This is a genomic window from Austwickia sp. (assembly GCA_016699675.1).
Classification (GTDB): domain Bacteria; phylum Actinomycetota; class Actinomycetes; order Actinomycetales; family Dermatophilaceae; genus Austwickia.
The window spans coordinates 2,634,885-2,657,325 of sequence record CP064985.1 but is presented as its reverse complement, the minus strand read 5'-3'; the positions used below and the strand labels follow the sequence as shown (position 1 = coordinate 2,657,325).

Genomic DNA, 22,441 nt, shown 5'->3' with positions numbered 1-22,441 from the left:
GGTCAACCCGGGTCAGCCCGCCGCGCGGACCGGGGGCGCGGTTAGGGCATCCAGCCGGATGACGTGGGCGCCCACGATTCCGTCGTACCGTCCGGGCGTGCACGTCAGCAGGATGACCTGAGCATCGGCGCCGACGAGCGAGAAGGCCGCGGTCATGCGCCGCAGCCGGCCCGGGTCGCTGTAGCCCAGCGCATCGTCGATGACGACCGGCACCCCCTGCTGGGCGTCGACGAGGGTGGCGACGGCGAGCCGCGTCAGGATCGCCAGCTGCTCCTTGGCGCCGGTCGACAGGGCGTCGTAGCCGATGCGGTCACCGTCGAGGACGCGGGCCTCGATGGCGAGGGACTCGCTCACCTCGACGTCCAGGCTCGGCCCGTAGACGACCTTGCCGAGGCGCTGAATCGCCGCGGCGAACGGGGCGACGTAGCGGCGCTTGGTGGCCGCCCGATGGGACTGCAGCGTGTCGTGCAGCAGCCGGGCCGCCTCGGCACGCCGCCGCACGGACGCGAGCTTGCGCTCGGCATGTTCCAGGTTGCCGCGCGCGGCCTCGAGCGCGTCGTACCGACCTTGCCGCCCGCTGTGCTCCAGCCGCGCCTCGATCGCCAGGCGCTGGTCGCGGAGTGCGCCCACCCGCTCGGCCGAGGCGCGCACGGCCTCCGCACCGGCCTGCGCCCGTAGGCGGGTCTCCTCGACGTCGATGCCGTCCAGGGCCGCGGTCGCGGCGGCGAGACGGTGGCGGGCGCCGAGTCGCGCGTCCTCCGCGTCGGCCAGGAGCGCGGCGAGGCTGGCGTCGTCGTCCGTCTCACGCAGCCGGGCGAGCCGGTCCTGCGCACCGGTCAGTTCCCGGCGAGCGGCCGATAGCAGGGACTCGGCCCGTGCCTGCGTCATCCGGGTCTCGGCGACGGCGGTGCGCAGGGCCTCTACCCGCGCTGCGTGCCCCGCAACCTCCCCGGCCGCCGCCTCGGCACGACGGCGCAGGTCGGCCAGATCCGGCGCGGCCTCGGGTGCGGCGCCTGCAGCGGCGTCCGGGGGCGCCTCCTGGTCCCGAGCGCGTGGTTCGAGCCCGTCCAGAGCCGTCAACGCCTCCTCGTCCCGGGCCCGTTGGGCCTGGGCCGCGGCGAGGTCGTCGCGCAGCCGGTCGAGGGTGGCCCCGGCGAGGACGTCGGCGAGGCGGTCCGTCGCGCGGGCCAGTCGGTCCGTCAGCGCGCGCTGGTGATCGAGTCGGTCGCGGGCCGCCTCCAGGTCGGACACGCCTGCGGCCGCCAGAGCCGCGGCGAATTCCTCCTCCGCGGCCGAGACCGCCGCAGCCCGCGCCGCCGCGGCCGACTCCGGATGCCAGCGCAGCGCCAGCCGGCCCGGGAGGACGATCTCCAGTTCCCTGGCCAGCGTCCGTTCGCACTCCTGCCCCGCGGCCAGAACCACCTCGGTGCCGTCGATCAGGATCGTTTGGTCCCGATCGAGTGCCGCCACGCTCACCCGCGCGCTGTCCGCCTCGTGGTCGGACCGGGCCAGATCGAGGGCGGCGAGGGCACGTTCCGCCCGCCGCACCGTGCGCTCATCGATCGCGGTCCCGGCGAGCTCGGCGGCGACCTCCCGTCGCTCGCGGTCGACCGACTCCGCCCGGGCCAGGCGATCCGCCAGCGCGGCGGCCTCGGCGGCCGACCGGGCAACCTGCTCGCTCAGTTCCGCCCGGCGGACCCGGACGGCGTGCCCATCCAGGCGAGCGGCGGCCTCGGCCTGGGCGGTCACCGCCTCGGCGAGGGCGGCCTCGTCCGGACCCAGCGTCTCCACCAGGAGCGCCACGCCCTGCTCGTGGACGCGCACCGATTCCGCGCGCTGCTCGATGTCGGCGACCAGGCGCGCCCGCTCCGCGTGCCGCTCCCGGGCCCGCTCGGCCTCCCGGTCCGCAGTCGCCGCGTCACGCCGGGCGTCGGCGTGCTGCTGTTCGAGGGCCCCGATCGCACTCCAGCGGTCCGCCAGGGCGGCCGCGTCGGCCACGGCCGCCTCGTGGGCGCGGGTGACCTGACGGGCCTCGACGACGAGTTCATCGTGCCGGGCGACGTCCGCCTCGACCTCGGCGACCGTGCCGGCCGCCGCCCGCTCCGCCGCCGTGGCGGCGTCGACCGCGTCAAGCGCCGCCCGGAACTCCCCGGTGGGCTGGCCCCGGCCCGCCGTGTAGTAACGCGCCAGCTCGGCCTCCGCCGCGGCCACCAAGCTGTCGGCAGCGGCATCACCGCCGGCCGCACCACCGCCCTCGTCCGCACACCCGCCGGATGACCGGTCGAGCGCCGACGGACGCCCAGCGCCCCCGCGGCCCCACCCAGCGGCCGAGCCGCCGGCCGATCCGCCGGCCGATCCGCCGCCCGACCTGTCGAGCGGCTCGTCGGATGACTCGTCGGCTGCCTCGCCGTTCCCCAGGCCGTCGTGGTCGGCGCCCTGATCATGGGCCGCCTCGTCCGCCGCGAGCAGCGCCTGGGCCGCCGCGTCCAGGGCCGTTGACAGGGCGGTGCTGCCGCACAGTTCCACCTGCCCCAGCGCGGTGGCCTGCATGAGGCGCAGGGCGCGCCACAGCGCCACGTCGGTGGTCTCGGCGATGATCGCGGCCACGCGGTCGTGGGCGGCCACGCCGGAGAGCTGCTCCACCCGGGGCGAGGTGACGTGCAGCTCGGTGGCGGGCTGCCGGAACCACTGCTTGCGGTAGCGGAAGCGATAAGGACCCGACGACAGCTCGGCCTCGATGGCCGTCGGAACGTCCTGGCCCACCGGCCGCAGCGCGACGACATGGCGCTTGCGGCTGCTGTCCTTCTCTTCCAGCAGCACGTCCAGGGCCTCGAGCATCGTGGTCTTGCCGACCTCGTTGGGTCCCTCCAGGACGATGACGCCCCGATCGGGGAAGACGACCTCGCGGTCCTCGACGCCCTTCACGTTGCGCAGCCGCAGGCGGTGGATCCTCATCGCGCGGCCGCCCTCGCCAGGCGATAGAGCAGGGCGAGCGCGTCGCCCGCCCGCGGGTCGGTGCGCCCGGCCTGCCGCAGTTCCGTCACCGCGGCCCCCACGTAACCCGCCACCCCGATGCCGGCCAGGTCGTCGTCCCCGCAGCACACCGCCAGGTCGGTGTAGGCCTCCCAGGGGAAGCACCCGGCCAGGCGATCGGCGTGCCGATCGAGGACCTCCTGGAGCGCCGCGTTGTCGGCCAGCGACACGGTGCCGATCAGGGCGTGCCGCACCACCGTCCGGTCGGCCTCCGGAAGGCCCGCCAGCTCCGCGTCGAGGGTCTCGATGTCGTCGCGGCCGTCGACGTTGTGGGTCCAGTCGAGGAAGCGCCACCGCCCGACGCGGACCGCCTCGGTGCGAACCGTGCCGTCCCGGGCCAGGTCGACGACGAGCACGTCGCCGGCCGCGGTATCGCGGAAGTCGGTGACCTCCGGAGACCCGCTGTAGTGCACCCGGCCGGTGGCACCGACGCTGAGCCGGGAATGCCGATCGCCGAGCGCGACATAATGCACCGTCCCGGCCTCGATCACCGCCTCCAGCGTCGCGAGCCGGATCGCGGCCGGGCTCGGGGTGTCCGGGGACAACACGTCGACCTGCCCGTGCGCCGCGAGCACCCGAAGCGTCCCGTCGGCCGCCAGGCCGGCCAGGGCGGCCACGGTCGGGTCCCCGAGCGGCATGTTGGACGCCAGCGGCGCAGCCACCAGCTCAACGCCCGGCGCCACGACCGTGGGCGTCGTGCCCGCCAGGACGTGGACGTTCGGCGGACACTCGCGCGTGAAGACCGCGCTGCGATAGATCGTCGCCGCGTTGTAGGCGTCGTGATTCCCGGGCAGGAGATACACCGGCACCCCCAGGGCGGCGAGCACGTCGAGTGCCCGACGCACGGTCTGGGTGGCCAGCAGGTTCGAGTCGAAGACGTCGCCCGCCACCACGACGAAGTCGCAGCCACGGTCGCGGGCCAGGGCGCCGAGCGCCCGAACGGCGTCCAGCCGCGCCCCGGCGTACCGAGCCTGAGCCTCCCCCTCCAGGAAGTGCCGGGTCATTCCGAGCTGCCAGTCGCTGGTGTGCAGGAAGCGCACGCCGCTCCCCTGCGTCCGGCCGCCCTCGCGCCCCCGATCCGCCCCCTGACTCGACACGACCTGCACCTCCCTTCGCCGTCCGCGCTCTCGACCGAGCCTTCACAGCGAGGCTAGCCGGGTCGACCGACAACGCTTCGGCAACGCTCCGCACCGGCCGGACTCGACCCGTCGCCGCTGCTCACGGCCCCGAAGCGGTGGGCGGCGTAGGATGACGCGACCCCCGCCGACCGCCGCCAGCGATCAGCACCGCCCGCCGTCCTCGATCAGCAGCGCCGCCCGAAAGGCCCGCCTCGATGTCGACTCCCCCGCCCCAGCCGAGCATCGAGCGCATCGCGCCTGTCGCGGGGCACCCGCTCGTCGTCGCGGTGACCCCCGGGCAGCCGGACCTCGTCGTCCGCACCGCGGCCACCTGGGCTCTCGCGCTCGGCGCCGGCCTGCACTGCGCGTACGTCGACCCCACCCGCGCGATCGTCGAGGAGCTGCCGGACGGGACGGTCACCCACACCGCGCTCGACGTCGACGGCGTGGATGACTCGTGGCGCGATCGCGAGGAGGAGCTGCGGACCCAGCTGGAGGCGGCGTTGGGGCCCGCCGAGGAGCGCAGCGCAGCGTTCGGCCCCGCGTCCGGCCCGGCGCCCGTCCGCTGGGCGTTCCACTACCTGGCCGGCCGGCCGGACCGAGCGCTCACCCACCTCGCACGAGCGGTCGGTGCGAGCGCGTACGTCGTGGGCACGCACCGCCCCGGCTTCACCGCCCGGGCCCACGAATTCCTGGACTCCTCACTGGCCCACCGCCTCTCGCAGCACCAACATCGACCGGTGCTCGTGGTCCCCCTCAGCGTGGTCGACTGGCACGCCCGGACACCCTGGTCGTGACCGCGGCACCGCAGGGCTCGCGGCGCCGGCCGGCGTACCTTCGACCCGCGCTCCTGCTGACCGTCGCCGCCGGCGGATCGGTGGGGACGCTCACCCGGGCGCTCCTGGCCGCCGCCTTCCCGCCCGCGCCCGGGGGATGGCCTTGGGTGACGTTCGGCGTCAACGTCACCGGGGCGTTCCTCCTCGGGCTGGTGCTGCAGGCGCTGGCCCTGCGGGGGCCGGACGAAGGCGCCCGGCGGCTGACCCGGCTCGCGCTGGGCACGGGCGTGCTCGGCGGGTACACGACGTACAGCACGTTCGCCGTCGAGACCGCCGCCCTGGGCCGGGACGGTGAGGTGGTGCTGGCGACGGCGTACGACGCCGCCAGTCTCCTGGCGGGCCTGGTCGCGGCCTGGCTGGGAGTCCTGCTGGCCGAGGCCCTCCCGCAGCGCGCGAGCGGACCGGACGCGGGCCGCCGATGATCCTGCTCATCGCGCTCGCGGGCGGCGTGGGTGCCGTCCTGCGGTTCGTCGTCGACAGCGCGCTGGCCGCCCGCAACCGGCGCAGCTACCCCGTGGGCACGCTCGTCATCAACGTCACCGGCTCGGCGCTGCTGGGCGTGCTCGTCGCCGGTGCGGCCCGGCACGGCCCGGGCGCGCAGGAGCTCCGGTCGGTGCTGGGAACGGGTCTGCTCGGGGGTTACACGACGTTCAGCACAGCCAGCGTCGAACTCGTGCGGTTGGCGCGCGCCGGACGCGGCGGCACGGCGGCAGGGCTCGCCCTGGCGATGGTCGGCCTCTCCGTCGCGGCGGCCGCCGCTGGCCTGGCGCTGGGCTCCCTGCTCTAGCTCGGCCCGCTCACGACACCGGCCCCGACGTCCGAAGACGTCGGGGCCGGCGCGGGAGGTGGTACGTCGTCGCGTCAGCCGACCCGACCGAAGGTCACGTCGCTGCTCCAGATGCTGTGCAGACCGGTGGTGCCCCCGGAGGACGGCGAGTCGTACATCATGTTGCCGCCGGCGTAGATGCCCACGTGGTACGTGCCGAAGAAGACCAAGTCGCCGGGCACGGCGCTGGCGCGGGAGATGTACCGCGTCGCGGCGCGCTGGGCGCCCGCGGTGCGCGGCAGGGAGATGCCCGCCTGGCGGAAGACGTACTGGGTGTAGCCGGAGCAGTCGAAGCCGCCCGTGCTGGTGCCACCCCACGAGTAGGGGATGCCGGACAGGCCGGCGGCGATGCCGAGGACCCCGCGGGCGGGGGCCGGAGCCGCACCGACGTTGGCGGCGACGGTGCTGACGCGCGCGGCCGGAGCGGCGGTCGCGGTCGCGGTGCGCGCCGTCGTGGTTGTCGTCGTGGTGGTCGCGGCCACGGTGGCGGCCGGCCGCTGACGGTTCGCGACGGTCACGGTCTTGAAGGTGGTCTTCGCCGGGGCCACGGCAGGGGCCGGGTTGACCAACTGCAGTCCGTAGGAGACCCGAGCAGAGCTGATGCCGGAGAGAACGACCGACTCCGAGGACGGAGCCTGCGGGGCGGCGGGTGCGGCGCTGGCGGGGCCGGACAGGGCGGCCACCATGCCACCCGCGGCGGCGACCGAGGCGGTGGCGGTCAGCGCCGGACGGGCACCGCGCACCAGGGCCGCCGACAGGGAATGAACGGGATTCAGGCGACCGGAGGCGCGGTGGCGCCCCTGAGCAGATGTGGACACGAAGGGATAACCTCTCCAGCCGCCTGCGAGGTGAGCTGTCGGGTTCGGGCTGGAGATGCTGCCCGGCCGCGGTCGAAGGGCCCGCGACTTCACCCCTAGGTCTCGCAGAGACCCCGTGTGGGTCCCCCGCTCCTGCCTGTGCGTGTGACAAATGATTCCCGGCGACGGCAGGCAGGATTAGGCGTTCCGCTCCGGGAGCCGCCCCAGGGGTGGACGACGGGTTGACGCTATCCGTTGGTTCGGCGCAATGTCACGTTCCCATCACGAAAAGCGCAAGGTAAGGTCACGAAAGCCTCCGTGAATGGCGGATAATCCCAGGTCACAATTAGTTCCGGACGTTACTGTGAAATGAGTCACAACCGTGACCTGACGGCCGAGTCGGCCCCGCTCCTGGCCCGAGCTCGCGGCCCTAGAGGTGGCCCAGGGGACGGGGCAGGGTCACCCATACCTGGGCCGCCACCTCCCGGGAGACCTCGACCGTGGCCTCGGCCCCGGCAATGTGCCACCGGCCGCCCTGCGCGAGCACGTCGACGCGCTGACCGGGGACGGCACCCGCCTCCTGCAGAAGGCTCAGCAGCGCGGCGTCGTGTTGCACGGGCTCGCCCACCCGGCGTACCTCGACGCGGCACTCACCCGCGCCGTCGAGCTCGGCCAGGGGCACGACGACCGAGCGCATCTCGTGGTCCGGCGTGATGCCCAGCTCGGCCAGGCCGGGGATCGGGTTGCCGTAGGGACTCTGCCGGCGCTCGTCGAGCAGCTCCAGGATCTTGCGCTCCACCCGGTCGCTCATCACGTGCTCCCAGCGACAGGCCTCGGCGTGCACGTGTTCGTATTCCAACCCGATGACGTCGACCAGCAGCCGCTCGGCCAACCGGTGCTTGCGCATCACCCGAGTGGCCCGAAGGCGACCCTCGTCGGAAAGCAGCAGGCTGCGGTCGGGCTGGACGGACAGCAGGCCGTCGCGCTCCATGCGCGCCACGGTCTGCGAGACGGTCGGGCCGGAGTGACCGATCCGGTCGACGATGCGGGCGCGCAGGACCGGGGTGCCCTCCTCTTCGAGTTCGAAGATGATCCGCAGGTACATCTCCGTGGTGTCGATGAGCTCCGTCACGCCCCCATCTTCTCAGCTCGCGCCGCGTGGTCGCCCATGGCCCGGCCTGGCCGCCCGACGATCCCGGCGGGGACCATGGGCTGGCCGCCCACCGGAGACCCACCATGGACCCGCCCCACGCCCCGCCCCGACCCGTGTGCGATCAACCCGCCCGGAACGCCCGCCTTAGCGGCCGCCAAGACTCTTGAACGGGAGCAGAGTTCAGTTTGGGCAAAGACTTGCCGTGCCTTCGGCCCGTGGTTTAGCCTTCAATCACGCCGGGCGGACGTGGCCTAGGACCCCCGAGCTGGGTCACGCCCGCCGGTCAGAAAAAAAGAGCGCGCTGGCGCACCCCCTGGCTGCCGGCGCCTCGACCGGGCCCACCCTGGCACCGGTCGTCGAAGGGCCGAGTCGTTTCGACTCAGCCCTTCCGCGTGCCCGGATCCTCGTGCAGCCGCCCCCCCGCGCCCGCCCCCGCGGCACCCTTGGTCGCTGCTTCGGAGAAGTCAGGGACAATAGGCGGCATGGCCGCCCCTTCGGATCCCATCCCGGCGATGCCGACCGCCATCGCCGAGGCCGACGGCGCCTCCGGTCGGCTGCGCTACCGCGGCGTGGACGTGGCCGATCTCGTGCGGCGGGTCACGTTCGGCGAGGTCTGGGGGCTGCTCGTCGATGGCCGCTTCGGCGCCGGACTCCCACCCGCCGAGCGATTCCCCCTCCCCATCCGCACCGGTGACGTGCGCGTCGACGTCCAAAGCGCCCTGGCCATGCTCGCCCCGGTGTGGGGCTTTCGCCCGCTGCACGACATCGATGTCGCCACGGCGCGCGAGCAGCTGGGCCGCGCCTCGACGATGGCCATGTCGTTCATCGCCCAATCCGGCCGCGGCACCGACCAACCGTTCGTGCCCGAACACGAGATCGGCCAGGCCGACACCGTGGTCGGCCGGTTCCTGACCCGGTGGCGGGGCGAGGCCAACCCCGCGCACCTCGCGGCGCTGGACGGGTATTTCACGGTCGCCGCCGAGCACGGCCTCAACGCCTCGACCCTGACGGCCCGCGTGATCGCCTCCACCGGCGCCGACGTCGCCGCGTGCTTGTCCGGGGCGGTCGGCGCGATCAGCGGACCCCTCCACGGCGGCGCCCCCACCCGGGTGCTGCGGATGATCCAGGAGGCCGAGGCCACCGGCGACCCGGCCGGCTTCGTCCGGCACGTCCTCGACAGCGGCGCCCGGCTGATGGGGTTCGGCCATCGGGTGTACGTCGGGGAGGACCCGCGCGCCGCCGCCGTGCGCGAGCTGGCCGTTCGCCTCCAGGCACCGCTGGTCCCGGTGGCGCTCGAGCTGGAACGGGCGGCCCTGGACGCCCTCGCCGAGCGCCGGCCGGACCGGCCGCTGGGCGTGAACATGGAGTACTGGGCGGCGGTGCTGTTGCACGGTGCCCAGGTGCCGCCGCGGCTGTTCACGGCGCTTTTCGTGTGTGCCCGCACCGCGGGCTGGTCGGCGCACATCCTCGAGCAGAAGATCCTCGGGCAGCCGATCCGGCCGGTCGCGGCGTACGCCGGTGAGGGGCCCCGTGACCTGGCCGCCGTGCCCGGCTGGACGGACATCCCGCCGAGCCACCGCCTGGCCGGCTGACCGTCTGGCCCGGCTGTCCCTGGTCAAGGAAGCGCCACGCCCGCCTAGCGCTGGAAGAGCGGGGCGATCAGCACGGCGGCGAGCAGGCCGGCGAGCGCCACGAGCACGATCACCCGTCGCGTATGGGGCGTCATCACACGTCCTTCCGGAAACGACTGATACGCCGCGGGCGGGCCGTGGCCCGGGGCCGCGAGGTATCACTGGGTGATCTCGGGCAACGGCTCCGGCGGCGGGATCGGTCGGGCCGGACGGGCCGCCACCACGAGGTGGGGACTCTGTCCGCGACGGTAGCGCACCCGCACGCCGCGGTAGCCGACGAGGTACCCCAGCGAACCGGCCAGCGCGAGCAGCGCGGCCGCCGCCCCCACCAGGAGGGTCCACCTGGCTCCCCAGGCGTCGCCGATCCATCCGAGCAGCGGGGACCCCAGCGGCGTACCACCCATGAAGATGGCCAGGTAGATCGCCATCACCCGGCCGCGCATCTCCGGCTCCACGCTCAGCTGCACAAGGGAATTGCAGGTCGGCAGGATCGTCATCGCGGCCAGGCCGACGGGGATGAGCAGGACGGCGAAGGCCTCGTACGTCGGGGCGAGCGCGGCAGCGACCATGGTGACCGCGAAGGCGGCCAGCGCGACGAGAACGGTCCGCAGGCGCGGGTTCTGGCGCCGCGCCACGAGGAGCGCGGCGGTGAGGGATCCGACCGCCATGATCGAGCCCAGCAGCCCGAACTCCCCGGGCCCCTTGTGGAAGACCGTCGTGGCCATCAGCGCCGTCGTCATCTGGAAGTTCATGCCGAAGGTGCCCTGGAGAAACACGATCGCGAGGATGAGCAGGATGTCGCCACGGGCTGCGACGTACGCGATGCCCTCCCGGATCTGACCCTTCCCGCGGGCCGCGGGCGAGGGGAAGAGCCGCCGTGGGTCCATGCGGGTCAGCGACACGATGATGGCCACATAGGAGAGCGCGTTGATGGCCAACACCCAGCCGGTGCCGACGACGGCGATGAGCAGCCCGGCGAGGGCGGGGCCGATGAGGCGGGCGGCGTTGAAGTTCGCGGAATTCAGCCCCACGGCGTTGGGCAGCAGGTCCGGCCCGACGACTTCGCTCACGAAGGCCTGCCGGGCCGGGGCGTCGACGGCGGCGAACGCGCCGGTGAGGAACGACAGGACATAGACCTGCGGCAGCGTGACGACGTGGGCCAGCGTGAGGACGGCGAGCAGCCCCTGCATCAACCCCATGCCCAACTGGGTGACCACCAGGACGCGCCGCTTGGCAAACCGGTCCGCGATCAGGCCCGCCCACGGGGCCAACACCAGCATGGGGAGGAACTGGGCGGCGGTGACGTAGCCCAGGGCGCTCGAGGAGTGCTCGGTCAGCTCGACGAGCACGAGCCAGCTCTGCGCCGTGCGCGCCATCCAGGTGCCCGCGTTGGAGGCGAGGGCGCCGGCGAAGAACAGCCGGTAGTTGCGCTCGGCCAGCGAGGAGAAGGTCGGCCCTGCCCTCACAGGGCGGCGACGCGGGTGAGCACGCGGACGACGTCCGCGACGGTCGCCAGGTCCTCCTCGCCGAGCTGACGCAGCCGAGAGGTCACCCACAGGTCCTGGCGGTGTCGGGCCTCGTCGATGAGAGCCCGCCCGGTGTCGGACAGGCAGATCAGGACGACGCGACCATCCGTGGGGTGCTTGGTGCGGTCGGCGTAGCCGGCGTCGACGAGCCGGTTCACCGTGCGCGTCATGCTCGGCGCGCTGACCCGTTCGAGGTCGGCGATCTCCCCCGGCGGCAACGGACCGTCCTCTAGCCGGGCCAGGACCGCCAGCTGGTGCGGGGCGACCGAGAACGGCGTGGACTCGTACCGCACCCGGCGCGCGATGCGCTGACAGGCGAGCCGCAGATCGAGCCCGAGGCGCGCGAGTTCATCGAGATCGCCCGCGGTCTCCGAGGGGCGATCCAGCGGGTCGGGCGCAGCGGCGGCCGCACGGGGATCGGCGTGGTCCAGCGGCGACGCGGCGTGGTCGTCCTCGCGGTCGGGGGTCATCAACTCACCTGCTTTCGCGCGACACTCACGTCGCCGTGGAAATCCTGACCTAGGCTAACAAACTGCGGCTTGTTCTGCCGCGGCGTCAAGCCCGTTGCGCGACAGGCGCATCGGGCCGGGGGTTGAGCCCGCGACCGGAGGTGCGAGACGGCGCGACGTACGCTGAGGGCATGACCGCGCGGGCCTCTCGGGAGTGGCGACCGGACCCGGAGCCCCTGCGCTGGCCGGCGACCCGGGTGCTGGGCTCGCTGCTGCCGCTGTGGGCGCTCGGGCTGCTGGTCACGCTCGTCGTCCCCGACCTGCACAACGGGGACCGCTCGTGGTGGCCGTGGTGCTGCGTGGCCGGGCTGGTGCTGGGCGCGCTGGGCTACCTCTACCTGCGCCGCGGCCGCGGCAACGCCGCCGACGCCTGAACCGCGTGCTGGACCGACTCGCTGGACGGGCTCAGACCGGCTCGTCCGCCAGGACGTCCCAGGTCATCTCGTCGACGATGGGCGGCCCCACCGGCACCGGCGGGGCCGGCGTGACGTCGGTCTCGCTGTGCGCCCCACAGCCGTGGTCTAGGCTCACGACCTGGCCATCGCTGGGTGACCAGGCATTGGCGCACACCCCGAAGAGGGCGCGCAGGGCGCCGGCCATCGGCACGTAGTAGCCACACGACGTACAGCGCTCCCGTGCCTTCTCCGCGATGGCGCTGTGCGGGCCGTGCGTGCCGTCGTACCACCGCTGCGCCGCCTTGTCGCGGCCCTCCGCCGACAGGACCCGCGGCCTGCCGAGCCCGAGCTCGAAGAACGCCATGCGGTCGACGTCCTCCTCGCCGGTGGCCTCGAAGCCCGGTTCGAGGTTCTGATCCTCCTCGATGAACGGCAGCACGTCGCCGACGCCCAGGTCGCCGGGGGCGAGCCGCTGCGCGTACGGCAACCAGGCGGGCGCCAGCAGCGCATCCTGCCCGGGCACCAGGTGGGTCTCGCAGATCGTCACGTGCTTGGCGCGCGGCACCCGGGCGATGGTGACCGCCCACGTCCAGCCGCGGTACGCCGGCGCAGTGCAGGCGAACAGGTGGGTGGCGAGGCGCTCGCCCTCCATCCGCACGCCGAGGTGATCGCCGACCGTGCCCGGCTCCGCGATCTGCACCGCAGCGGCGCGGGCGTCATCGACGGCCGCGGCCAGTACGGCGTCCTGCTTGGTCACCATCGCGGCTCACTCACCGTCGAGGTGTCCGGCCACGGCGCGCAGCACCGCGGCGACCTTCTCGGCCTCCTTGCGGTCGGGATAGTGCCCGCGGCGGAAACTGTTGCTGAGGCGGTCCAGCATCTTGATGAGGTCCTCGGTGATGACCGTCATCTCCTCGGCGGACCGGCGGTGCTTGGCGTGCTGCGCGGCGGCCACCGACACCGGCGCCTCCAGGACCTTGACCTGCATCGCCTGGGTGCCCCGCTTGCCCGCCGCGATGCTGTATTCCAGCTTGGTCCCCGGCTTGAGTGTGGCCACCCCCTCGGGCAGCGACTTCGCCGGGACGAAGACGTCGTCGCCGCCGGAGTCGTCGGACACGAAGCCGAAGCCCTTCCCTTCGTCGAAGAACTTCACCTTGCCAGTGGGCACGTCGCCGATCACACCTTTTCGCCACGTCACGGATGCCTCGCCCATGCGGGCGGCACGTTCCAGGCTATCGGCAACCTCGCGTCGGCGCCGAACGTGAATCGACGTACGGTCGGGGTAGCCTCGGGCCGTGCCCGCCGACCTGGCCCTCGTCGAGGCCCTGCGCGCGGCGCTGGCGGCGCACGCCGACCCGGCGAAGGCGGCCGAGCAACAGCGCTACATGAAGTCGGCGATGCCCTACTACGGGCTGGGCCTGCCCCTGACCCGCTCCGTCACCCGGCCCATCCTGCGCGGCTACGCCCCGCCCGGCCGTGCCGGTCACGAGGCGACGGTGCGCGCGCTCTGGGACGGCGCGGGGCATCGGGAGGAGTGGTACGTCGCCATCGCCCTGGCCCGGCATCGCGCGGCCGCCCCCTGGCAGGACGTGGCCTCCCTCGACCTCTGCCGCCACCTGGTCGTCACCGGGGCGTGGTGGGACGTGGTGGACGAGATCGCCGCGCACCTGGTCGGCGGGGTCCTCGCCGGCCATCGCGCGGCGGCGACCCCGATCCTCGCCGACTGGGCTCGGGGGCCGGACCTGTGGCTACGACGTACGGCCGTGCTCGCCCAGCTGCGCCACGGCCGGGACACCGACACCGACTTCCTGCGCTCGGCGATCGAGGCGAACGTCGCCGATTCCTCGTTCTGGCTGCGCAAGGCGACCGGGTGGGCGCTGCGGCAGTACGCCCGCACCGACCCGGACTGGGTCCGGGCCGAGGTGGCCCGGCTCGGCCCGCGCCTGGCGCCGCTGTCGCGCCGCGAGGCGCTCAAGCACCTCCGTTAACGATCCCCCGGCGCCCGACGCCGTCCCGGCGCGACCTGTGGCGTCGAGCCCGGAGGCGTCCGCACGAGGCAGCGCAGCCCGGGAGCCCCGGCCAGGCGGCGATCCAGTGTGACCAGGGGGGCGCCCAGCAGCTCGGCGAGCGCGACGTAGCTGGCCTCGTACGCCGTTCGGTTCGCGCGCCCTTTCCCCTCGGCGAGAGCGACATTCGGAATATGTCACGGGCTTCTGACCTGCAGTGATAAAGTGAGTCATGGTTATTTGGCGGGGCTGGGGAATTCTGGCGGTGCTCTTTCTCGGCGCCGGTGCCGGGCTCGGCAGTGCCGTCGGTGGCCGGGTCGGGCTGGTGCTCGGTTTGCTCGTGGGGGCCGCGGCATGCTGGGCGGTCGGGCAGCGGATGAACGCGACCGGCCCGGCGGCGAAAGTGGCCGCCTATCGAGAAGCGCGGGCGGCCGAGCTCCATGCGATGGCCGACGCGGGCACGTTCCATCTGCGCGCGGGGCACGCCGCACCCACCTCGTACGAGGAAGCCCATGCCCAGGCCGAGTACCTCGCGAACGCCGAAGCCGACGCCCTGGCCGGACGCGGTCACAACGCCCACACGCTCTTCTTCATCCCGATGCAGTTCTGGGCGTTCGTCGGGGCGCTTCTCGCGGTGCTGGCGGCGGTGGGCGTTCTCACGTAGCGGATCGGCATTCTGACGAATCCTGGTGTTGCACAGCCTCTCTGCCGATAGGACCGGGAGCACCCCGCCGCTCGCGAGGAGACCCCGTGCCCGCATCCCTGTCCCGTCGTCATGTCCTGCGCCTCGGCGCGGGCGCCGGCCTGCTGCTCGGGGCGGCCGCGTGCTCGCCCTTCGGGGCCGGCACGACCGACCCCGGCGCCTCCCCCGGCGCCGCCGGTACGACGTCCTGGCCGCCGCTCCCGCCGAGCCGTCGCGAGGTCGCCAAGGGCCCGCGCGCGCCGAAGCCGGGCCGCACGGCCGGCGGCCTGGCGATGCTCGCCCAGCAGGACGGCGAGCGCCTACTGCTGCACACCACCGGAGGCGACCTGGACTTCTGGGGCGGGGTCAACCTCGGCAGCACCACCCCCGGCCACCAGCCCGGCGAACTCGCCATGACCGCTGAGGACTACCGCCGCTGGTTCCCGATGATGCGGGCGCGGGGCGTGCGGGTGCTGCGCATCTACACGATCCATCCGCCGGCGTTCTACACCGAGCTCAAGGCCTACAACGAGGCGCACGCCGACGACCCGATCTACCTCGTGCACGGGATCTACCTGCCGGACGAGAGCTACCTCGAGTCGGCTGACCTGTTCGCCGACGGCCCCACCCAGGCGATGATCGCGGAGGTCCGCGACGCGAGCGCGGCGGTGCACGGGAGGCTGCGCCGGGACCGTACGCCGGGGCGGGCGAGCGGGGTCTGGACGGCGGACGTCTCCCCCTGGACCGCGGCCTGGCTGGTCGGCGTCGAGTGGGACCCCGTCGCGGCGACCGCGAGCGACAAGACCAACGCCGGCCGACCGGCGGTGCGGGGCCGCTACTTCGCAACCACCCCGGAGGCCTCCCCCACCGAGCGCTGGATCGCCGCGCGCATGGACGAGCTGGCCACCGCCGAGGCGGCCGCCGGCTGCTGCGTGCCGATCGCGCTGGTCAACTGGCCGACCGCCGACCCGCTGAAGCACCCGCAGGAGCCGCTGGAGCGCGAGGACCAGCTCTCGGTCGACGCCAATCATGTGCGGCCCACCGCGAGCTGGCCGGCCGGCACGTTCGCGTCGTACCACGCCTACCCCTACTACCCCGACTTCCAGCGGCTGCAGCCGAGCTACACCTCGACCGCCGACCCCTACCGGGCCTACCTGCTCGACCTCAAGGCGCACCACGCGGGGATGCCGCTGATGATCACCGAGCTCGGCGTACCGGGTTCGCTCGGCTCGGCACACATCGGCACCCTCGGCCGCGACCAGGGCCACCACGACGAGGCCGAGCAGATGCGGATGAACGCCGAGATGGTGCACCTGGTGGCGGACGCCGGCCTGGCCGGGGCCCTGCTGTTCGGTTGGGCCGACGAGTGGTTCAAGTTCACCTGGAACACGCTGCCCCGGCACGCGGCCGTCGCCCCGGACCGGCGGGCCCTGTGGCACGACGTGCTCACCAACGAGCAGTGGTTCGGGCTGATCGCGAGCGATCCGGTGCCGGTGGGGCGGCGGGTCGTGCACGAGGCCCGCGACGGCGTACGGTCGGTGGCCCTCGACCACGACGCGTCGTACCTCTACCTGACGATCGAGACCGACGGCGAGCCCCCGACGTACGAGATCGGTTTCGACGTCCTCCCTGGCACCGGCGCGCGGCTGCCGTCCGGCGCCGGTGCGGGCCGCGACGACGTGGCGCTGGTGGTGGACGCGAAGGCCGGTACGGCGCAGTGCCTCGTCCGCGCCGACCTCGACCCGGTCGCCCTCGACGGCCTGCCCGCCGGGACCGCCCCGAAGCCGCGCGAGGACGGGTGGCTGCTGCACCGGCTGACGCTGAACAAGCCGTACGACGTGCCGACGACCACCATTCACCGGCCGCCCGAGCTGCAGGACGTCGGTGACCTGATCAAGGGACGCTGGGAGCCGGACGCGGCGGAGCGGGACAGCCGCGCGACCTGGCGGATCGAGCGCGGCGACCGACTGACCACGCTGCGGGTGCGGCTGCCGTGGGGGCTACTGCTGTTCGCCGACCCCTCCAGCCGCAGCGCCTACGCCCCCAGGGGCGGCAAAGCCGTCGCCACCGTGGTGGACAAGGTGACGACGACCCTGGTCGCCGACGGGCGCACGGTGCGCTTCGACATCGGCTGGGACGAGTGGAACGCGGCCAAGCACGTCGAACGCCCGAAGCGCGGGATCGAGCAGGTGGGGCAGGAGCTGGCGCGGTACGCCGGGTGAGGTGCCCGCTCAGGCGTGCTTGATCGCCGCCGCCTGCTCCAGGTGCAGCAGCCGGACGGCCTCCTCGCGCATCTCGATCTTGCGGATCTTGCCGGTCACGGTCATCGGGAAGCTGTCGACCACGTGCACGTAGCGCGGCACCTTGTAGTGCGCCAGCTTGCCCGTGCAGAACTCCTTGATGTCGTCCTGGGTGGGCGCCTGATGCCCCTCCCGCACGATGATCCAGGCCATCAGCTCCTCGCCGTACTTCACGTCCGGCACGCCGATGACCTGCACGTCCGCGACGTCCGGGTGCAGGTAGAGGAACTCCTCGATCTCGCGCGGGTAGATGTTCTCGCCGCCGCGGATGACCATGTCCTTGATCCGGCCGACGATCGAGCAGTAGCCGTTCTCGTCCATGACGGCCAGGTCGCCGGTGTGCATCCAGCCGTCGACGTCGACGGCCTCCTGGGTCTTCTCGACGTCGTTCCAGTAGCCGATCATCACCGAGTAACCCTTGGTGCAGAACTCGCCGGTCTGGCCGCGCCCGACGGGCTCGCCGGTGGCCGGGTCGACGACCTTGATCTCCAGGTGCGGCATGACCCGGCCGACGGTCTCGGTGCGCAGCCGCAGGTCGTCGTCCCGGCGGGTCGAGGTCGAGACCGGCGAGGTCTCGGTCATGCCGTAGTTGATCGCCACCTCGCCCATGTGCATCTCGTTGATGACCCGCTTCATCACCTCGATGGGGCAGGGCGAGCCCGCCATGATCCCGGTGCGCAGGCTGGACAGGTCGTAGTCGGCGAATCCGGGCAGCCCCAACTCGGCGATGAACATCGTCGGCACGCCGTACAGGCTCGTGCACCGCTCCTGCGCCACCGCCACCATCGTCGCCTCCGGGTCGAACGTGGGGGCGGGGATCACCATGGTCGCGCCGTGCGAGGTGCACGCGAGGTTGCCCATGACCATGCCGAAGCAGTGGTAGAAGGGCACCGGGATGCACACCCGGTCGGCCTCGGTGTAGTGCAGCATCTCGCCGACGAAGAAGCCGTTGTTGAGGATGTTGCGGTGGCTCAGCGTGGCGCCCTTGGGGAAGCCGGTCGTGCCCGAGGTGTACTGGATGTTGATCGGGTCCTCGGCCTTCAGCGAGGCGGACCGCTCACGCAGCGCCTCCTCGGAGACCTCCGCGGCCGCGTCGAGAATCTGCTGGTAGGAGGGGTCGTCGAAGAACGCGACCCGCTCCAGGCTGGCGATCTTGGGGGCGACGATCTCGACCATCTTGCGGTATTCGCTGCTCTTGTACGTCGTCGCCGACAGCAGCGCCTTCATTCCCGACTGCTCCACGACGTATTCCAGCTCGTGGGTCCGATACGCCGGGTTGACGTTGACGAGGATGGCGCCGATCCTGGCCAGCGCGTACTGGAAGATCGTCCACTCCGCCCGGTTCGGCGACCACACCCCCACCCGGTCGCCGACCTCGATGCCGCGCGCCATCAAGCCCCGGGCCAGCAGGTTCACGTCCCGGTCGAAGTCGGCCCAGGTCCAGCGCCGCCCCGACCACACCTCGACGAGGGCCTCGCGGTCGCCGTGCGCGGCCACGGTGCGCTCCAGGTTCGCGCCGATGGTCTCCTCCAGGAGAGGCGCCTCGGCGTCGCCGCGGTCGTAGGAGAGGTGGGCGGGGATCTGCTCGGCCATCGTGGTCCTTCGGACGTCGGGTGCGGGGCCCGCGGGGCCCCGAACGGTACTCCGCAGTTTGCCGACGCCTCGGCGGCCGCGCTAGGCCCGGCGCGCCGATGGCGAGGCGAAGCGCCTGCTGCGGGCGCCGGGCGGCCGGGTCGTACCGTGGTGCGGGTGAGCCCGAATCGCCGCCCTGCAGGTACGTCGGGTGCCGCGGGCGGCCGCCTCGCCGGTACGCCGGGTGCCGTGGCCCGCAGCCTCGCCGATGACCTGCGCGGTCGCAGCGACGCCGACCTGGCGACCCTGTTGGCGGCGCGCCCGGACCTGACCCGGCCCCGGCCCGCGGACGTGACGTCGCTGGCCGCCCGGGCCGCGACCGGGGCAAGCCTGACGCGCGCCGTCGACGGCCTCGACGCGGGCGCGCTCGCCGTCCTGGAGGCCCTCGTCGTGGCGGGCGACCCGGTCGAGCTGGACTGGGCGGCAGAGCTTCTCGGGTTGACGCCCGAAGCGCTCGAGGCGCCGCTGACCGGGCTGTGGGGCCGGGGCCTGCTGTGGCGCGGCGAGGATGGTCTGCACGTCCCGCGCGCGGCGGCCGAGGCGCTGGGACCGTACGTGGCGGGGCTGGCTCCAGCGGGTCCCGACGGCCGCGCCGGTCTCGCCCGCGCCGGGCCCGACAGCCCCGACGGCCGCGCCGGCCACGCCGGCGCCGAGCCCGCCGACCGGGCCGCGGTGGCCGCCGCGGCGCAGGCCCTGGCCACGGCGACCGACGAACACCGAAGCATCGTCGAGCGGCTGGCCTGGGGCCCACCCGTCGGCACGGTCGGGAGCGCCGCGTGGGGCGAGCGCCTGGAGCCGCTGCTGGCGGCCGGCCTGCTGCAGCGCCGAGGACCGGGCGAGGTGATCATGCCGCGCGCCGCGGCGCTCGCGCTCCGCGGCGGCCGCCTGCATCGCGCCGTCGAGCTGGCGCCCCCGCCGGTGCCGGTGCGTGCGGTGCCGACCGAGCGCGTCGACGCCGGAGCTGGGGCGGCCGCCGCCGACCTCCTGGCGATGATCGACGAGCTCGCGGCCCTCTGGGGGCCGGAGCCGCCCCGGGTGTTGCGGGCCGGCGGCCTGGCCGTGGCGGACCTGCGCGCCACGGCCCAGGCCCTCGACCTGGAGCTGCCCCACGCCGCCTTCGTGATCGAGGTGGCCTATGCGGCCGGCCTCGTCGACGACGACGGCGAGCTGGACCCGGTCTGGGCGCCGACCGCGGCGTACGACGATTGGCAACAGTCCGAGGCGCCCCGCCGCTGGCTGGAGCTCGCCCAGGCCTGGCTGGCGACGACGCGCGCCCCCGCGCTGGTGGGTCACCGGCGCGACCCCAAGGCCTCGGCGATCAACGCCCTGTCGGAGGGCGCGGCCACGGCGTGGGGGCGCGCCGTTCGCCACGACGTCCTGGCCCTGCTCGCGGACGTCGCGCCCGGTGCCGCCCCCGACGAGGCGGCGATCCTCGACCGGCTGCGTTGGGCGCGCCCGCGCCGCGCGACGGAGGTGTTGGGCGACCTCGCCCGGGCGGCGCTGGCCGAGGCGGCCTGGCTGGGCCTCACGGGGTACGGGGCGCTGGGCTCCGCCGGCCGCGCCCTGGTCACCGGTGCGGCCGACGACGACGTCGAGGCCGCCCTGACGCTGCCCCTGCCGGTCGAGCATGTGCTGCTGCAGGCCGATCTGACCGCCGTCGCGCCGGGCCGGCTCGAGGGCCGGCTGGCGACGTTCCTGCGGTTGGCCGCGGACGTCGAGTCCCGCGGCGGCGCCACCGTGTACCGGTTCACGCCCGCGAGCCTGCGACGGCCGCTCGATGCCGGATGGGATGCCCAACAGCTGCTCGACGCGCTGGCGGGGGCCAGCAGCACGGGCGTTCCCCAGCCACTGTCGTACCTGGTCACGGACGTCGCCCGACGGCACGGCGGCCTGCGGGTGGGGACCGCGACGGCGTACGTGCGCAGCGACGACCACGTCGCCATCGACGACCTGGTCGAGCGGCGCGATCTCGCGGCGTACCGGCTGCGCCGCCTCGCCCCCGGCGTCGCCGTCGCGCCGGTCGCCCCGAACGTGCTGTTGAACGCCCTGCGCGACGCCGGGCTCCTGCCCGTCGCGGAGGGGCCGGAGGGGGGCATGGTGCTCCCGGCGGCGACGCACCACCGGGCCCGGACGCGGCGGGGCCGGCACACCCAGCCGGGGATGCCGCGGCACGTCGGGGGCCTCGGTGGAGGCCCCGGCCCGGGGGCCGCGGCGGACGCGATCGAGGAGACGGTCGCCGCGCTGCGCGCGGGTGAGGAGGATCTGCGCCGGTCGGAGGCCCACCGGGAGGGGCTGGCGCGCGAGCCGCTGCGCGAACTCGACCCGGCCGCGCTCGCGGCGGCGCTGCGGGACGCCGCCGCGGCCGAGCAGACGGTGTGGATCGCGGTGGTGGACGCGGCCGGCACGCCGCGCCGCGTCCGGTTGCGTCCGGAGCGGGTCGAGGGGGGCCGGGTGTACGGCGAGGCCGATGCGGGACCCGGCCGGTCCTACTCGCTGCACCGCATCAGCGCCGTGGGCCCCGCCCAGTGAGCTGTGGGCCCCGCCCAGTGAATCGCTGCGCAACGGACGGCGCGACGGATCTGGAAGGCTGCGGCGGCAGCGCCGTGGGGTATCTAGGCTTGTTCTCGTGGTGAGCATCGCGAACGTCGTCGTCGACTGCTACGACGCGCCCGGGCTGGCCCAGTTCTGGGCCGCCGTACTGGGGACACCGGTCTCGTTCGAGGCCGAGGAGTACGTCGTGCTCGCGGGCAACCCCGCGATGGCGTTCCAGACGGTGCCCGAGCCGACGCCCGGCAAGAACCGCCTGCACATCGATCTGGCCGCCGAGGATCTCGAGACCGAACGACAGCGCCTGGTCGGCCTCGGCGCGACCGTCGTGGAGCACGTCACGATGCGCGGCGGCAGCTGGACCGTGCTGGCCGACCCCGAGGGCAACCAGTTCTGCCTGGTCGGACCCTTCGACCTCGACAACGCCTGAGCCGCCGCTAGCGCAGCGTCAGCTCCGCCCACACGCCCCGGTGATCGGTGCCGGGCACCTGCTCGGTCCCCGCGGCGCGGACCTGGAAACCGCGCGTGAGTACGTGGTCGATCTGGGTGAACGCCGGTGTCCGCCGTGAGACGGGCCACGTCGGGGCCCAGGCCTGGCCGGTGGCGCGCAGGGCGTCGTCCAGTCCGTCCGCCAAGGTCCGGAAGGCCGGATGCGGCCAGCCGGCGTTGAAGTCCCCGGCGACGATGAGCGGCCCGGTCGTGCCGCGCTGCCAGTCGGCCAGGCCGAGGAGGTCGGGGCGCCAGGACGCGATCTTGTCCTCGGTGGGGGACCGCGGGTGCACGCCGCGGACCAGCACGTCCGTGCCGTGGACGTCGAGCCGAACGATCGGCTGCTGGTGCTTGGTGGGGTCGGCCGCGTCGCGGTCCAGCACCGTCATCGGGTAGCGCGACAGGACGATGGTGCCCGCGGCGCCGCCGAGCGTCGCCTCCCCCGAGGTGTGCGGCAGCAGATCCGCCACCGTCCGCGCCGCGTGCGGCGTGTACTCCGGATCGGCCTCGGTGAGGATCAGCACGTCGATGGCGCGGTCGGTCACCACCTCCCGGATCCGCCCCAGGTCGGCCATGCCGAACTGCGTGTTCAGCGCGAAGACCCGCACGCTCTGGCCGGCTCCGTCCGCCGCTCCTGGCGACCGCGCTCCGCCGGGCGCAGCCTGCGCCGCCGTCCCCGCCCCGTTGGGCGCGAGTGAGCCGGCGGCAGCAGCCGCGGTCGATGCCGGCAGCAGCGTCGGGACCACGGCCACCGCCGCGACGACGACCGCCGCCAGGGCCACCAAAGCCGCGGCGCGATGCCTGACCAGGGCCGCGAGCACCAGGAGCAGCACCGCCCCCACCGCCACGGCGGGGTAGAGCGCCTGCAGGATCGGCACCGGGCCGCTCAGATCCCACCACCAGCTGGTCGCCGCGATCAGCGCGAGCCCCGCGGCGCCCGCGACGATCCTTCCCCCCACGC

At 73.9% G+C, this 22,441-nt stretch carries 20 protein-coding genes; 10 read left to right on the top strand and 10 right to left on the bottom strand.

Going from position 1 to position 22,441, the window contains the following annotated elements:
- Window positions 1–12: 12 nt before the first annotated feature.
- Window positions 13–2,955 carry an AAA family ATPase gene (locus tag IPK37_12195; GenBank protein QQR99750.1) on the bottom strand — a complete coding sequence of 981 codons (2,943 nt, stop codon included), beginning with the start codon at window positions 2,953–2,955 and terminating at the stop codon, window positions 13–15.
- Entirely contained in the window at window positions 2,952–4,073 is a 1,122-nt protein-coding gene (locus IPK37_12190) for a metallophosphoesterase (GenBank protein QQS02845.1), read from the bottom strand. The genes IPK37_12195 and IPK37_12190 overlap by 4 nt, the downstream gene beginning before the upstream one ends.
- Before the next feature lie 293 nt (window positions 4,074–4,366).
- Here IPK37_12190 and IPK37_12185 point away from each other — a divergent pair, with 293 nt between their 5' ends.
- The 3 genes from IPK37_12185 to IPK37_12175 are packed head-to-tail and all read left to right on the top strand — an operon-like array spanning window position 4,367 to window position 5,774.
- Entirely contained in the window at window positions 4,367–4,948 is a 582-nt protein-coding gene (locus IPK37_12185) for a universal stress protein (protein QQR99749.1), read from the top strand.
- A complete protein-coding gene (locus IPK37_12180; protein ID QQR99748.1) occupies window positions 4,945–5,409 on the top strand; it encodes a CrcB family protein in 465 nt (154 codons plus the stop codon). The genes IPK37_12185 and IPK37_12180 overlap by 4 nt, the downstream gene beginning before the upstream one ends.
- Window positions 5,406–5,774, top strand: a complete 369-nt coding sequence (locus IPK37_12175; protein ID QQR99747.1) for a CrcB family protein — start codon at window positions 5,406–5,408, stop codon at window positions 5,772–5,774. Before IPK37_12180 ends, IPK37_12175 begins: the two co-directional genes overlap by 4 nt.
- Window positions 5,775–5,848: 74 nt before the next feature.
- Here IPK37_12175 and IPK37_12170 read toward each other — a convergent pair whose 3' ends face one another.
- Window positions 5,849–6,631 (bottom strand): C40 family peptidase, encoded by a 783-nt coding sequence (locus IPK37_12170; protein ID QQR99746.1) that lies wholly within the window; start codon window positions 6,629–6,631, stop codon window positions 5,849–5,851.
- Between the two features lie 409 nt (window positions 6,632–7,040).
- Complete coding sequence (locus tag IPK37_12165) at window positions 7,041–7,742, bottom strand: metal-dependent transcriptional regulator (protein ID QQR99745.1); 702 nt, start codon at window positions 7,740–7,742, stop codon at window positions 7,041–7,043.
- Window positions 7,743–8,245: 503 nt separating this feature from the next.
- Between IPK37_12165 and IPK37_12160 the strand changes: the two genes are divergently transcribed.
- Complete coding sequence (locus IPK37_12160; GenBank protein QQR99744.1) at window positions 8,246–9,355, top strand: citrate synthase 2; 1,110 nt, start codon at window positions 8,246–8,248, stop codon at window positions 9,353–9,355.
- Between the two features lie 197 nt (window positions 9,356–9,552).
- Here the strand turns inward: IPK37_12160 and IPK37_12155 are convergent, their stop codons facing one another.
- Window positions 9,553–10,860, bottom strand: coding sequence for an MFS transporter (locus tag IPK37_12155; protein QQR99743.1), 1,308 nt, complete (start codon window positions 10,858–10,860; stop codon window positions 9,553–9,555).
- Window positions 10,857–11,390: a MarR family transcriptional regulator gene (locus IPK37_12150; GenBank protein QQR99742.1), complete on the bottom strand. Its 534-nt coding sequence runs from the start codon at window positions 11,388–11,390 to the stop codon at window positions 10,857–10,859. The genes IPK37_12155 and IPK37_12150 overlap by 4 nt, the downstream gene beginning before the upstream one ends.
- A 170-nt stretch (window positions 11,391–11,560) precedes the next feature.
- Here IPK37_12150 and IPK37_12145 point away from each other — a divergent pair, with 170 nt between their 5' ends.
- The gene (locus tag IPK37_12145) at window positions 11,561–11,803 is read left to right on the top strand and encodes a DUF2530 domain-containing protein (protein QQR99741.1); all 243 of its coding nucleotides are present in this window, start codon (window positions 11,561–11,563) and stop codon (window positions 11,801–11,803) included.
- Window positions 11,804–11,834: 31 nt separating this feature from the next.
- On the opposite strand, the gene IPK37_12140 is transcribed toward IPK37_12145, so the two are convergent.
- Complete coding sequence (locus IPK37_12140; protein ID QQR99740.1) at window positions 11,835–12,584, bottom strand: DUF3027 domain-containing protein; 750 nt, start codon at window positions 12,582–12,584, stop codon at window positions 11,835–11,837.
- 6 nt (window positions 12,585–12,590) lie between these two features.
- Window positions 12,591–12,992 (bottom strand): cold shock domain-containing protein, encoded by a 402-nt coding sequence (locus IPK37_12135; protein QQR99739.1) that lies wholly within the window; start codon window positions 12,990–12,992, stop codon window positions 12,591–12,593.
- A 127-nt stretch (window positions 12,993–13,119) separates the two neighbouring features.
- Here IPK37_12135 and IPK37_12130 point away from each other — a divergent pair, with 127 nt between their 5' ends.
- The 3 genes from IPK37_12130 to IPK37_12120 all read left to right on the top strand — a co-directional run bounded on the left by IPK37_12130 (window position 13,120) and on the right by IPK37_12120 (window position 16,734).
- Window positions 13,120–13,812, top strand: a complete 693-nt coding sequence (locus IPK37_12130) for a DNA alkylation repair protein (protein ID QQR99738.1) — start codon at window positions 13,120–13,122, stop codon at window positions 13,810–13,812.
- 250 nt (window positions 13,813–14,062) lie between these two features.
- Window positions 14,063–14,494 (top strand): hypothetical protein, encoded by a 432-nt coding sequence (locus IPK37_12125; GenBank protein ID QQR99737.1) that lies wholly within the window; start codon window positions 14,063–14,065, stop codon window positions 14,492–14,494.
- Between the two features lie 86 nt (window positions 14,495–14,580).
- Window positions 14,581–16,734 (top strand): hypothetical protein, encoded by a 2,154-nt coding sequence (locus IPK37_12120; GenBank protein ID QQR99736.1) that lies wholly within the window; start codon window positions 14,581–14,583, stop codon window positions 16,732–16,734.
- A gap of 9 nt (window positions 16,735–16,743) precedes the next feature.
- Here IPK37_12120 and IPK37_12115 read toward each other — a convergent pair whose 3' ends face one another.
- The gene (locus tag IPK37_12115; protein QQR99735.1) at window positions 16,744–18,405 is read right to left on the bottom strand and encodes an AMP-binding protein; all 1,662 of its coding nucleotides are present in this window, start codon (window positions 18,403–18,405) and stop codon (window positions 16,744–16,746) included.
- A 228-nt stretch (window positions 18,406–18,633) separates the two neighbouring features.
- Between IPK37_12115 and IPK37_12110 the strand changes: the two genes are divergently transcribed.
- Both IPK37_12110 and IPK37_12105 read left to right on the top strand, forming a co-directional pair.
- Window positions 18,634–20,973 carry a helicase-associated domain-containing protein gene (locus IPK37_12110; GenBank protein QQS02844.1) on the top strand — a complete coding sequence of 780 codons (2,340 nt, stop codon included), beginning with the start codon at window positions 18,634–18,636 and terminating at the stop codon, window positions 20,971–20,973.
- Window positions 20,912–21,421 carry a hypothetical protein gene (locus IPK37_12105; GenBank protein ID QQR99734.1) on the top strand — a complete coding sequence of 170 codons (510 nt, stop codon included), beginning with the start codon at window positions 20,912–20,914 and terminating at the stop codon, window positions 21,419–21,421. Before IPK37_12110 ends, IPK37_12105 begins: the two co-directional genes overlap by 62 nt.
- A 7-nt stretch (window positions 21,422–21,428) precedes the next feature.
- On the opposite strand, the gene IPK37_12100 is transcribed toward IPK37_12105, so the two are convergent.
- Complete coding sequence (locus IPK37_12100; protein QQR99733.1) at window positions 21,429–22,439, bottom strand: endonuclease/exonuclease/phosphatase family protein; 1,011 nt, start codon at window positions 22,437–22,439, stop codon at window positions 21,429–21,431.
- Window positions 22,440–22,441 lie beyond the last annotated feature (2 nt).

Bases quoted from the DNA above. Each gene is read 5' to 3' on its own strand.
- IPK37_12195 (QQR99750.1), bottom strand. From the start codon at position 2,955: ATGAGGATCCACCGCCTGCGGCTGCGCAACGTGAAGGGCGTCGAGGAC.
- IPK37_12185 (QQR99749.1), top strand. From the start codon at position 4,367: ATGTCGACTCCCCCGCCCCAGCCGAGCATCGAGCGCATCGCGCCTGTC.
- IPK37_12175 (QQR99747.1), top strand. From the start codon at position 5,406: ATGATCCTGCTCATCGCGCTCGCGGGCGGCGTGGGTGCCGTCCTGCGG.
- IPK37_12160 (QQR99744.1), top strand. From the start codon at position 8,246: ATGGCCGCCCCTTCGGATCCCATCCCGGCGATGCCGACCGCCATCGCC.
- IPK37_12150 (QQR99742.1), bottom strand. From the start codon at position 11,390: ATGACCCCCGACCGCGAGGACGACCACGCCGCGTCGCCGCTGGACCAC.
- IPK37_12145 (QQR99741.1), top strand. From the start codon at position 11,561: ATGACCGCGCGGGCCTCTCGGGAGTGGCGACCGGACCCGGAGCCCCTG.
- IPK37_12140 (QQR99740.1), bottom strand. From the start codon at position 12,584: ATGGTGACCAAGCAGGACGCCGTACTGGCCGCGGCCGTCGATGACGCC.
- IPK37_12125 (QQR99737.1), top strand. From the start codon at position 14,063: ATGGTTATTTGGCGGGGCTGGGGAATTCTGGCGGTGCTCTTTCTCGGC.
- IPK37_12115 (QQR99735.1), bottom strand. From the start codon at position 18,405: ATGGCCGAGCAGATCCCCGCCCACCTCTCCTACGACCGCGGCGACGCC.
- IPK37_12105 (QQR99734.1), top strand. From the start codon at position 20,912: ATGCGGGACCCGGCCGGTCCTACTCGCTGCACCGCATCAGCGCCGTGG.